The 11,839-nt window shown below is 62.2% G+C and carries 9 protein-coding genes (1 of these 9 cut by a window edge); 3 read left to right on the forward strand and 6 right to left on the reverse strand.

Annotation, left to right across the window (positions count from 1 at the left end):
• The 6 genes from argC to V3330_RS16785 all read right to left on the reverse strand — a co-directional run.
• Positions 1-584, reverse strand: the 5' portion of a protein-coding gene (gene argC, locus V3330_RS16760; protein WP_354696598.1) for an N-acetyl-gamma-glutamyl-phosphate reductase. It extends 400 nt beyond the left edge of the window; 584 of the gene's 984 nt are visible here — the first part of the coding sequence; the start codon lies at positions 582-584; the stop codon falls past the left edge of the window.
• Positions 574-1,899, reverse strand: coding sequence for an acetylglutamate kinase (locus V3330_RS16765; RefSeq protein WP_354696599.1), 1,326 nt, complete (start codon positions 1,897-1,899; stop codon positions 574-576). The genes argC and V3330_RS16765 overlap by 11 nt, the downstream gene beginning before the upstream one ends.
• Complete coding sequence (locus V3330_RS16770; protein ID WP_354696600.1) at positions 1,892-2,977, reverse strand: acetylornithine deacetylase; 1,086 nt, start codon at positions 2,975-2,977, stop codon at positions 1,892-1,894. The genes V3330_RS16765 and V3330_RS16770 overlap by 8 nt, the downstream gene beginning before the upstream one ends.
• A complete protein-coding gene (locus V3330_RS16775; protein WP_354696601.1) occupies positions 2,974-4,173 on the reverse strand; it encodes an argininosuccinate synthase domain-containing protein in 1,200 nt (399 codons plus the stop codon). The genes V3330_RS16770 and V3330_RS16775 overlap by 4 nt, the downstream gene beginning before the upstream one ends.
• The gene (locus tag V3330_RS16780) at positions 4,166-5,191 is read right to left on the reverse strand and encodes an N-acetylornithine carbamoyltransferase (RefSeq protein ID WP_354696602.1); all 1,026 of its coding nucleotides are present in this window, start codon (positions 5,189-5,191) and stop codon (positions 4,166-4,168) included. Before V3330_RS16780 ends, V3330_RS16775 begins: the two co-directional genes overlap by 8 nt.
• A gap of 256 nt (positions 5,192-5,447) precedes the next feature.
• Positions 5,448-6,887, reverse strand: a complete 1,440-nt coding sequence (locus V3330_RS16785; protein WP_354696603.1) for an FAD-binding oxidoreductase — start codon at positions 6,885-6,887, stop codon at positions 5,448-5,450.
• Between the two features lie 294 nt (positions 6,888-7,181).
• Here V3330_RS16785 and V3330_RS16790 point away from each other — a divergent pair, with 294 nt between their 5' ends.
• Genes V3330_RS16790 through V3330_RS16800 form a run of 3 tightly spaced genes read left to right on the forward strand, consistent with a single transcriptional unit; the run spans position 7,182 to position 11,342 of the window.
• Positions 7,182-9,800, forward strand: coding sequence for a molybdopterin-dependent oxidoreductase (locus V3330_RS16790; protein ID WP_354696604.1), 2,619 nt, complete (start codon positions 7,182-7,184; stop codon positions 9,798-9,800).
• Positions 9,800-10,414, forward strand: coding sequence for a 4Fe-4S dicluster domain-containing protein (locus tag V3330_RS16795; RefSeq protein ID WP_354696605.1), 615 nt, complete (start codon positions 9,800-9,802; stop codon positions 10,412-10,414). Before V3330_RS16790 ends, V3330_RS16795 begins: the two co-directional genes overlap by 1 nt.
• 19 nt (positions 10,415-10,433) lie before the next feature.
• On the forward strand, positions 10,434-11,342 hold the full coding sequence (locus V3330_RS16800) for a DmsC/YnfH family molybdoenzyme membrane anchor subunit (protein WP_354696606.1): 909 nt from the start codon (positions 10,434-10,436) through the stop codon (positions 11,340-11,342).
• The last annotated feature ends 497 nt before the right edge of the window (positions 11,343-11,839 follow it).

Consider the following 11,839-nt stretch of genomic DNA (forward strand, 5'->3'; position numbering starts at 1 on the left):
TCACGCTCGTGGATGTGATCGGCCAGTGCATACGGCAACAGGTTGTCGGCCAGCACAAGCGGATCGTTTTTCCGCGACGGGGTCTTTCCGGCTCCGCTGTAGCCGGAAACACCGAACACCACCGGCGTGGCCGCCAGCCGCTCGCGGACCGGCGTCAGCGCCAATTGGGCACCCGTCGCGTAGCAGCCGGGATTGGCGATGCGGGTCGCACCCCGCAATCCCGGTGCAAAGTGTTCCGGCAAGCCATACGACCATTGGTCGTCGAAACGATAATCCGCGCTCAGATCCACAATGACGGCGTCCGGACAATGGGTATCGATCGCCTCCACCCAGGCGCCCGCCTTGCCGTTGGGCAGCGCCAGGATGTAAAGCCGTGCATCCAGATCACGTACGGCATCCGGCCGGAGGTCGCTGAAAACCAGATCGCTGCCACGCATCGCTTCGACATGCCCGGCCACAGGCTCCCCCGCCGCCGTGCCCGACGCGACCGCGCGGATCGTGATTTCCGGATGCCCGTCCAGCAGTGGCAGCAATGCGCTCCCGGTGTGCCCGCGCCCGCCTATGACCACGGTTTCAATCGTCATCACTCTTCTCCTGCCAACTTGGTTCACGCGCCAGGCTGTCCTCGGCACACCGCTGCAGCCGCGCGAAGTCGCGCACACCACGACTGAACGCCACCCAGCCGTCCCGGGTGAAACTCGCGTCCGCCTGCTCGAAATACCAGGGACTCACCGGATTATCCACGCGGGAACGCCAATAGAGCTCGGGGCAGCGCTGGATCAGCGCCTGCCACACGGCGGCGCCGAGCCCGGCCCCCTGGGCTTCCGGGGTGACCGCGAACTTGTCGAGATAGGGAATCCCGTCCACGCCTTCGAGCACAATGGCCATGGCGCCAAAGGATTCGCTGACCAGCACTTTGCTGATCGGCAGGTTGTCGAAATACCCCGGATTCAACTTGCGTCCGAAACTTTGCTCCAACAGCGTGGCGGTGCGGGCGGCATCCGATTCGCTGAACTCATCGAGTTCGAGGATCTGTTCACCCTGGCGGATCAGGGTGCCGGCACCGCGGTGCGTGAACAGTTCGCGAGCCAGGTTCTCCACCGAGGTAATGGACACCGAAGCCGTGTCCGGCAGCTTTTCCAGGATCTGCGCGACCTGTTGCAGTTTGAGCTGCATGCCGGAGTGCACCCAGGGTTGGCTCACCAGGTAGTCGAAGTCCGTACGCAGGCTGATGGCAGAAATCACGCGCCCCGACTCGTCCAGCAAACCTCCGGTCGGTGTCAGGAAGATGATCTTGTGCGGTTCCACCGCCCAGATCAGTTCACGCGCGGCGAAATCCGCGTTGATGTTCATCACCTGGCCGGTGGCGCTCTCCCCCAGGCTGGCGACCACCGGCAACACGCCACGGTCGACCGCTTCGCGGATCGCTTCGAGATCGATGCGCCGGATATCCCCGACCAGACCCAGCCGGTCGCGATCGAGGTAATCGCATTCGAACACGCCGTGCTGGATGCCCTGGGCCCGCACCCCCTGACGCTCCAGCGCGGTGACGAGCTGGCGATTGGCCCGGTAAGTGACCGGCCGGATCACACCCATGGCTTCGGGTGAGGTGACCCGCAAACCGTCCCGCTTGACGGTTTCGATCCCGGCTTCTTCCAGTGCCGCGTCCAACTGCGGGCCGGCGCCGTGCAAAATGATGGGCATCAGGCCCAGATTTCGCAGAAAGGCCAGCGCAGCGGCCAGCGCGTCGAGCTGCTGGTCGAGCACGCCGCCACCGACTTTGACGACGGCGAAATGCATCCGGTCGGTACTGCTGAACTGCGTCAGGTAATAGCGCGCCTCCCGGCTCTCGGCCAGCTGGCTCAACACCTGTTTGACGGTCGCCCTGAGTTCAGCCATCGTTGCGCACCACCTGACCATAAATGTTCATCGCCCGCTCCAACTGCTCCAGCGCAACCCATTCGTCCGCAACATGCGCCTGACGGATATCTCCGGGCCCCAACACGAACACCGGCAGGCCACTGCCGGAGAACAGGGCCGCCTCGGTCCAGAAATCAACCGGCGGGGCCGTCTCGATAGCGTGCGCCTCACAAAATTCGTGCGCGGCGCTGGTGTCCGCATCCCCGGCCGGCAACGGATCGCCGACGAAGGGGACTTCCCATTCAACCGCCGCGCCGGCCGGCGCGCACGCCTTCGCGGCGCGCAGAAATTCACTGCTGGACGAGCCGGGAGCCAGTCGCGCGCTCCAGTGCACGAATGCATGGCCGGCGATCACGTTGCTCTTGGTGCCGCCTTCGACGATGCCGATATTCATGCAGCTGCCAGGGTCCTCCGCGGAGGTCTTGAGGCCACGCGCCAATTCGAGGGCGGCGGCAGCCCACAGGGCCATCTGGTGATTGGCGTTGTCGCTCAGCGCCCGCGCCTCGGAAGAATGGCCCGGATTTCCCGAAAAACGGGTCTTGACCGAGAGGAAGCCACGGTGCGACAGCACCGCACGGCACCCCGTGGGTTCGGCCACCACAACCTGGCGAAAACGTTTCCCTTCGCCGCTGGCGAGAAAACGCTCGACACAACACCCCCCGGCGCCCTCTTCGTCGCTGGTGAACAACAGTGCCAGGTTTTCGGCACCCTGTGCCGCCAACTCCAGCAGAACCGCGGCCGCGCCCTTGATGTCACAGGCGCCCCGCCCGTACGCCCTGCCGTCACTCACGTCCAACTGCAGGGGGTCGCGCGTCCAGCCCTGGCCGACCGGCACGGTATCGAGGTGCACGTTGAACAAAACCGACGGCCGTCCGCGCACCGCCAACCAGCTGACATGCCCGTCACCGTGGTCCCAGCTGCGAACGTCGAAGCCGTCCGGGAGGGCCGCCTCGCACACGGCGAAAATCTCCGCGTCGGCGGTGATGTGACGTGGCGGATTCTGCGTGTCGCAGGCGACCAGCGCGGCCAGCCGTTCCGTGACGTGCTCGAGGCTCATTCGCCGCCGCCGCGGACTTTGCTGGCGAGCGTGGTGCTTTGACCCATCAGCTTGATGAAGCCCACCGCCTCTTCCGGCGTCCAGTCACAGCTCTGTGCATAGACCGCGCCGGGATCGTGCAGGCGGTACGGTGATTCGACCGCCGTCGCCAGCACGACTCCACCTTCACTGGCCAGCGTGACGCTGCCGCTGACATAGCGCTGGGAACTCTCCAGATAGGCTTCCAGGTCGTGTTTGTGCGGCTCGTAGAAAAATCCGGCGTACACGAGTTCCGCCCAGCGCGATGCGATGCCGGCGCGAAACTGCGTTTGGAAACGCGTGTTCACGGCATCCTCCAATGCCTGGTGCGCGGCCAGCAGACCGTCGATACCCGGGCATTCGAAAGCAATCCGCCCCTTGAGGCCGATGGTGACATCGCCGGTGTAAATGTGCCGACCAACGCCGTAAGCGCCCAGGCGTTCGTTCAACAGGGCCAGAATTTCCGGGCCGGACTTTTTCTTGCCGTCGATGGAAACCGCGACACCCTGCTCGAAGCCGATCCGCAATTCGAGCGCCTCCCCCGGCCAGTCGGCACGGGCCGCTGTCAGCGACCAGGCATCGGCGGCCGGCGCCTCCAACTGGTCGATCTCGCTGCCGGAAATGGTCACTCCGAGCAGATTCTCGTTGATCGAGTACCGGCTGCTCGATGCGGACACCTCGATGCCGGCGTCGGCCATGACCTGCAACTCGTGGTCACGCACCTGGCTGACCCGGGACTGCAACTCGCGGATCGGCGCGATGATGTCGTAGTCGCCCAGACTGCGGACCGTCTGGTCGAAGCGCATCTGGTCGTTACCCATGCCGGTGCAACCGTGCGCGAATATCCGTGTTTCCAGTTCATCACACAGGCGCAGGCAATGCCGCACGATCAGGTAGCGGTCGGAGCACAGCAGGGGATATTCCCCGAGCATGCGCGCATGGCTCCACACCAGAGGCACGACGAAGTCATCCCAGATTTCCTGCGCGACGTTGATTTCGTGATGCCGCGCGCTGCCCAGGGACTCGGCCCGGGCCGCGATGTACGCCCGTTCCTCGTCGCCGACGCCACCGGTGTCGACGAACACGGTATGGACCTCGTAACCGCGCTGAACCAGGTCCAGCACGCAGTAGCTCGTATCGAGCCCGCCCGAAAACGCCAGTACGACGCGATCACCCATTTTTCGTTTCCTCCGCGCCGTCGGCGCCCAGCAATGTACACATCAGGGCTTTCTGAACGTGCAACCGGTTCTCGGCCTCGTCCAGCGCCACACAATAATCGGCGTCCATCACGCCATCGCTCGCCTTGACGTTCCGGCGCAACGGCAGGCAATGACTGAACAGGGCGTTGTTGGTCATCGACATCTTTTCCTCATCCACCATGAAATGGCGGTAACGGCTGCGCAGCGCCCACTCTGCTTTCGGGTCGCCGTAATGCGGCAGGGCGCCCCAGCTCTTTGCATACACCACATCCGCGCCACGATAGGCCGCTTCGATGTCGTGGGTGATGGAAAACGATCCACCGGATTCCTCGGCGTTGGCCCGGGCGGCCGTTTCGAACTGCTCGTCCAGGCGATACGCCGGTTCCGGACACAGCAGGGTGACGTCCATTCCGAACCGGGTGGCGATGGTCAGGGCCGAATTGGCCACCGCGGTGTTGAGCGGGCGCGGGTGCCAGGTCCAGGTCAACACGAACTTGCGCCCGGCCACGTCGCCGATGTGCTCGCGCAGTGTCTGCATCAGGGCCAGTTCCTGGCACGGATGCACGATGGTCTCCATGTTGATCACCGGCACCGACGCATGTTGCGCCAGGGAGCGAATCACGGCGTCCTCCCGATCCGTCTGCCAGTCCTGGAACAGGGGAAAGGCACGCAAGGCAATCAAATCGCAGTACCGCGACAGGACGCCGGCCACTTCGGCAATATGTTCTTCGGCATCGCCGTCCATGACGGCGCCCGGTTTGAATTCCACACCCCAGGCATCCTTGCCGGGCTGCAGCACGATGGCGATCCCCCCCAGTTGCTGCATGCCCAACTCGAACGAGGTCCGCGTGCGCAGGGACGGATTGAGAAACATCAGGGCGATCGATTTGCCGCGCAGTCGATCCTGTACCGGATTGCGTTTCAGTTCCGTTGCCAGATCGAGAAGCCGGCCGAGCTGGCCCGTGCCCCAGTCCTGGGTGCTCAAAAAATGTTGCATTAATGCGTTTCTCCTGTGTCCTGCGCCGGCCAGAAACCAAAAACCCAGCCGGCGGCTGGGTTCCTGGTCATGCTTGATTGATGATTGAAGCTTACACGGCTACCCAGCCCGGATTGTGAATACGGGGTCGGCGCAGGCGGAGGGTCGAGTCTGCTATTTGGCCGTGAGCGTTCATCATCCTTCTGAATTTACGAAAAACCCCGGCGCAATGCAACCGGAAATACACCCGCAATCACAATCCGCCCGCCAAGGCGCATCATTCGGACGGCGGAATATTGGGATTGAGCCGGAACAGGTTCATCGGATCGTACTGATCCTTGAGGGCCTGAAGCCGCGGGAAGTTGTCGCCGAAGGTCTCCTTGACCCATGCCAGTCCGTCATCGCTGTAGCTGTCGATGTTCAGGTAGGCACCACCGTGCTGCTGGTATTTGTCGCGCATCTCGTTCCAGGCGCTGCGCACCCAGGCGATGCACGATTCGTCGTCGGCCGGGTCGTTCCAGGTCAGGTTGTACTCCATCAGGTAGGACCAGTTGCGTCCCGGGAACGCCGTGGCGTCATTGGGAACCCTTTGGCTGACCCCATTCAGGTAGTGCAGCACCAGCGGGCAGATGCGGCCGTTCTTTGGCCGGTCGAGGAAGTGGTCGACCAGGGTATCGGCCATGTCGTCGTTCATGCGGTCCATGTACAACGCCTTCCAGTAGCCGATTACCTCACCATACGGCAGGTAGGGATCGAACATCTGCTGGATCTCGACGAAGGGCATGGGTGCGCTGATATCGAGCAAAACCGGCGCCAGTTCCCGCAGCGGCTGAATCACTTTCTCGCCTTCCTCGGGGGGGCCGTAGTACACGGCGCAGGGGACCACCACGTCCTTTCCGTGCAATTCCTCGGGAAAGTGGTCCATGGGGGGAATGGTCCAGAAAAAGAATTCCGTGGTCAGTTCATCGGGCGCGGTGGCCATGAAGTCGCGCCACCCGCGCAGCACTTCACGCGCGTGCTCGGCTGCGTAAATGGGGTTGCACAGCATGACTTCGGGCTCGATCGGGTGCAGGTTGAACTCGAACGTGGTGACGATGCCGAAATTACCGCCACCACCGCGCACGGCCCAGAACAGATCCGGGTTTTCCGCCTCGCTGGCGCGACGGAACTGCCCGTCCGCGGTCACGATCTCCACCGCGCGCAGGTTGTCGATGGACATGCCCAGCTTGCCGCGCAGCCAGCCGTAGCCGCCGCCGGTGGTCAGACCGGCCACGCCCGTGGTGGACACCACGCCACCGGGGCAGGCCAGTCCGTGCGCGGCGGTCTCGTGATCCACGTCTCCCAACGCCGCGCCACCCCCGACCCAGGCGATTTTTGCCTGCGGATCGACTCGGACCGAGTTCAAGCGTTCCAGGTTGATCATGAGCCCGCCGTCGCACACCGCAGTGCCGGCGATGCCGTGACCACCGCCCCGAACGGCCGTCAGCAACCGGTGTTCGGCGGCAAAACGCACGGCACGCATCACGTCCGCGACGCCCGAACAGCGGATGATCATGGCCGGATGCCGGTCGATCATGCCGTTGAAGATTCCCCGGGCCAGGTCATAGGCCGTGTCGTCCTGGCAGATGACCTCGCCGCGAATGGACGAACGCAGCGCTTCCAGGGATTCGGCGGGCAGGGAAATGGTGTCATCGTCAAGTGTGGCGATCTGCAGCATCGCGTGCCTTCCTCCTTTCGAGCCGCCTGCGAGAGACGGCGTGAGATTGATTCAAGGGTCTGTCGCGCCCCGGGTTAGCGGCCCCAGTGTTCGCGTTCAGCACCCGATGGACGGGATTCCGAACGACTGCTTTCATCGGCTTCGGGCATGACCGCGCCGATGGACGGACGGTGCAGACCCCAATGAAAGTCCTAAACTGAGGATGTAATTGATCTGAGTCCTTTAGGTGTTGAATTTTCCCAGTATATTAAATCGCATTATTACCATGAATTAACGCCGCCGGAGGAACCGTCCATGGCTACCGGAGCACGATACGTCCAGAATTCGCTGAAAGGCGGTAAATGGATTCCCAGCACCTGCAAGATGTGCCTGCATACCTGCGGCACGCTGATGCATGTTACCGACGATGGCGTGGTTAATAAAATCGAAGGTAACCCAACCAACCCTTCGAACAACGGCAAACTCTGCCCCAAGGGCAACTCGGCGATCATGCGCCATTACGACCCCAAGCGGTTCAAGCAACCGATGAAGCGGACCAATCCGAAGAAGGGGCCGAACGAGGACCCGATGTGGGAACCGATCAGTTGGGACGAGGCGCTCGACTGGGTGGCCGATGAGCTCAACAAAACCATTGCGGACGATCCACGCAAGATACTGCCCTCGCTCGAAGACTTCCAGAAAATGAACGTCTGGAACTGGCCATTGGCTTTCGGCAACCAGAACAGCTTCCAGTCCGGAGGCACGATGTGTGGCGGCGCTTACCATCCGGTCAATGGCTACATTCACGCGGCGTTTGCCGTCACCAACGACGCGAACTACTGCAAATACTGGATCAACGACGGCACCGGGGACGGTTTCTCATCCCACCTGCATGCGGCTGCCCAATCGAACTGGGTGGCCGACGCGCGGGTTAAACGAGGCATGCGCTGCGTGACGATCGAGCCGCGGTTGTCGATTTCCGCCGCCAAATCCGAGGAGTGGATTCCAATTCGTCCGGCCACCGACCGCCATTTCGCCCTCGGGCTGTGCCACGTGATGGTCAAGGAAGGACGCTGCGACTACGAGTTCTTGCGCAAGGACACCAACGCACCCTACCTGGTCGCACCGGACGGCACCTTCAAGCGCAACGCTGACGGCAAAATCTACGTTTGGGACACACAGACCGGCAGCCCCGCCTTATGGGACGAGATCGACCACACACGCATGGCCCTCGAAGGCACGTACACGGTCGAAGGGACTGAGTGCAAACCGGCATTCCAGAAATTCATGGACATTCTGGAAGACTGCACGCCCGAGAAAATGTCCGAAGTCACGACGGTGCCGGCCGATACCATCGTCCGCATCGCCCGCGAGTTCTCGGATGCCGCAGAAATCGGCGCCACCATCGATATCGACGGCCGCACGCTGCCTTTCCGGCCTGCCGGCTACAACTACTATCGTGGCGCCCAGGGCCACAAACACGGTTTCCAGACCAACCACGCCTTCAAGATGGTCAACATGCTGGTCGGTAGCATCGACACGCCCGGCGGCCTCATGGGTGCGACCCTGGACGATCAATGGGTGGACAACAACCGGGTGAGCGCCGGGGAGAACGGCATGATGGAGCCCAAGCCGCACCAGCTCGGGCCACTGCCGCCGTTCGCGTATCCGCCGACCACCTTTCATTTGCTCAACTACTTCCCGGTCGGCCTGCACCCCCCGCACCTGAATCTGCTGGTCCATGAGAATCCGGAATATTTCGGCGTCGACTTCAAACCGGACGTGATGTTCATTCTGCATTCCAATCCGTTGTGGGCGATGCAGGGTCCGCGAGACAAGTGGTTCGAATTCATGGAATCCATGCGCTTCATCGTGGTCAGCGACATCATCCCGACGGAAACCACCCGCTGGGCCGATGTCATTCTGCCTTCGCACGACGCGCTCGAATCCTGGAATATGACGATGATCGAGCCGCCGCACACCGAGGGCATGTGTCTGAGGCAACCGGCGACCGATCCGCTCTACGATACAAAAAGCGAGGAAGACATCGTCACCGAGCTGTCCGAACGCATGGGCATCCTCGATCAGTACAACGAAATCGTGAACATCGTCAGCGGTTTTCATCACAAACCCGAACTGGCGCTGCAGCCCGGCAAGAAATACAGCGACAAGGAAATCGCCGAGCGCAAAGGACTGCTCTGGAACGACCAGCCACTGGAGTGGTACCAGGAGCGGGGTCACGCGGTCACCCCGCGCCGGCCTGATAAATGGTACCGCCCCTGGGACGGACTGCGGTTGCACTTCTACATCGAGGACATGGTCACGATCCCGCGGGACCTGAAGCAGAAGATGGAAGAAGCCGACGTCCCGTTCCGGCACGAGTGGCATTTCGACGATTATCAGCCTCTGCCCACAGCCGTTCTGGATCCGGTTCACGAGGAACCCCCGGAATACGACCTGTACGGCATGTTCTTCAAGGACATCCAGATCAATTTCGGCGAGAGCCTGAGCAACCCCTGGATCAAGGACATCGTGTACCGGGACCCGGTACACATCGCCTTGATCCTCAACCCCAAAACGGCGGAAAAACAGGGTCTGGAATCCGGCGATATCGTGCAGGTCGATTCACCCTATGGCCGGATCTATGGACGAATCGGAGTCACGGAAGGCATGCATCCCGATGCGCTCGGAGTCTCCAATTCGCTTTCGAGAATCAAAGTCACCCACGGGGGCGTTCCGCACGCCGGCGGGCATTTCAATGATCTGCTGCCGTACGACCTGCGCAACACCGACGCGGTGACGGGACAGCCTGAGACCGTATGCAAGGTGAAACTCACCAAACTGGACGACTGGCCGGAGCCGCTGAAACAAGGCAAGACGGTTTACGAACTGGTCGATGAACTGAAACGACCCGGCAAAACAGGGAGTCACTGATGGCCAGATGGGGAATGGTGTTCGATATCCGGCGCTGCATTGGATGCAATGCCTGCGTGGTCGGGTGCAAACAGGAAAACTCGCTGCCCGACGGCGTGTTCTTCACGCGCACGCTGAGTGAGGATTACGGTGTCTTCCCCCACGCGGGGCGGGTGTACATTCCGACCTTGTGCAACCATTGCGAAGACGCACCGTGCGAAAAAGTCTGCCCCAGCGGAGCGACCTACACGCGCGAAGACGGAATCGTCATGGTCGATGACTCCAAGTGCATCGGCTGCAACTCATGCGCCGTGGCCTGTCCTTACGACCAGCGCACCTCGTTTGGCGAGGACATCATGGAAAAGGGCCTGTTCGGCGAAGGCGAACTCACGCCGTTCGAAGAACAGGGGTACACACGATTCACCCCGGGCACGGTCACCAAGTGCGATTTCTGCAGCGAACGCGTGGACTCCGGGCTGGATCCGGCCTGCGTGGTCACCTGCCCGACCGATGCCCGCATCTTCGGCGACCTCGATGATCCCGAAAGCGCTCCGAGCAAGCTGATCCGCGAACGCGGCGCTCAGCAACCCATGCCGGAGAAGAACACCAAGCCCAAGGTGTATTACGTAACCTGATTCGGAGGCATTGCGACAAATGGCAACCCGGGAATTTCCGATCGTCGGCGACAGTCTGGCTCTGGGCTATCGCTTCCAACGCCATTGGGACGATTCCATGGCCGCCGCATTCTTCTTCGGTGAACTCGGCGCGGGCATCTTCCTCGCCGGCGCCCTGTATGGGTCGAACCTGACCATGATCGTGGGCGTGCTGGTCACGGCCATCCTGAAGACCTACTTCCACCTCGCGCACATGGGTGTACCGAGTCGCGCCTGGCGGGCCATCAGCCGCCCGGACCGGTCGTGGATCAGCCGCGGATTCATTTCCATCATCGTCTTCACCGGCGCCGCGGTGCTGCACATCGCACTGAACGGTTTCGGGCTGGCCGATTCGCTGGGGGGTGCCGCGGCCATCGGTGGAATCGTCAAGGGACTGGCGTTGATCGCGGCGCTCGTTGTCATGACCTACCACGGCTTCGCCATCGCCGATTCCACGTCGATTTCTTTCTGGAACACCGGGCTGATGCCGGTGACCAGCCTGCTCTATTCCGCATTGGGCGGCGTCACGGTGGCACGGGTTCTCGCTCCGTCCGTGGCGGCATCCGGAGCCGGCCTGGTGCCAGCGGGGCAAGGCGCCGCGTCCATTCTCCTCGTGGTCGCCGCCGTCGCTCTGCTGGCCATGCTGAACGCGGCCAACCGCGGTTCCCCCGGCGCTCGCAAATCTTTGCATCTGCTGACCCGGGAAGGGCCATGGGTGAAGTTGTTCTACGGCGTGGTCCTGGGTTTGGGACTGGTTCTCCCCTTCGCACTGCTGACCCTGGCCCCGGCCTCGATGGCGGTCGATGTGGTGGTGGCTCTTGCGGTGCTCGCGGGCTACTTCACGTTCCGGATTCTGGTGTTCAAAATCGGGCTCTACGATCCGATCATCAGTTTCGCGCGCCAGGCCTGAACTCTATCTGACTCCGCGGCTTCGGCGGTGTGCCGGAGCTGCAGTCACTCATGGGTGCCCTCGTACACGCCGGCGGCCGCGACAGGTACGGTCCGGGACACGGCGTAAACCCGTCCCTGGGGCCTCGGGTCGGCATCCCTGCCTCACACGGTCCCGGACCATACCCGCCACGTCCACTGGCTCCCGCCTTACAGGGTCACAAGCCGCACTTCCAACGCGATGCAAATGCATGAACGCTGGTTGAAACTGCGCTTGAGATTTCGTTTTGAACTGGTGGGTGCCCGTACACGCCAGCGGCCGCGACAGGTACGGTCCGGGACGCGGCGTAAACCCGTCCCTGTGTACAGACCGGACACATGGTTAACAGTTTGTTCGGGGACATGGGTAACAGTTTTACATATCTAGAAAATGCGGTTGTAGCCTCGTGCAGTGCGTTTTTCCATCGCCTTCAGGTCGACCCGACCAAGCAAATGGTGACAGAAATGAACCGTATAGAT

It is taken from the genome of Elongatibacter sediminis, assembly GCF_037892215.1.
Taxonomy (GTDB): domain Bacteria; phylum Pseudomonadota; class Gammaproteobacteria; order Xanthomonadales; family SZUA-36; genus Elongatibacter; species Elongatibacter sediminis.

Excerpts from the sequence above, each read along its gene's own strand:
- V3330_RS16765 (WP_354696599.1), bottom strand. The coding sequence starts at position 1,899 with ATGGCTGAACTCAGGGCGACCGTCAAACAGGTGTTGAGCCAGCTGGCC.
- V3330_RS16770 (WP_354696600.1), bottom strand. The coding sequence starts at position 2,977 with ATGAGCCTCGAGCACGTCACGGAACGGCTGGCCGCGCTGGTCGCCTGC.
- V3330_RS16775 (WP_354696601.1), bottom strand. The coding sequence starts at position 4,173 with ATGGGTGATCGCGTCGTACTGGCGTTTTCGGGCGGGCTCGATACGAGC.
- V3330_RS16780 (WP_354696602.1), bottom strand. The coding sequence starts at position 5,191 with ATGCAACATTTTTTGAGCACCCAGGACTGGGGCACGGGCCAGCTCGGC.
- V3330_RS16785 (WP_354696603.1), bottom strand. The coding sequence starts at position 6,887 with ATGCTGCAGATCGCCACACTTGACGATGACACCATTTCCCTGCCCGCC.
- V3330_RS16790 (WP_354696604.1), top strand. The coding sequence starts at position 7,182 with ATGGCTACCGGAGCACGATACGTCCAGAATTCGCTGAAAGGCGGTAAA.
- V3330_RS16795 (WP_354696605.1), top strand. The coding sequence starts at position 9,800 with ATGGCCAGATGGGGAATGGTGTTCGATATCCGGCGCTGCATTGGATGC.
- V3330_RS16800 (WP_354696606.1), top strand. The coding sequence starts at position 10,434 with ATGGCAACCCGGGAATTTCCGATCGTCGGCGACAGTCTGGCTCTGGGC.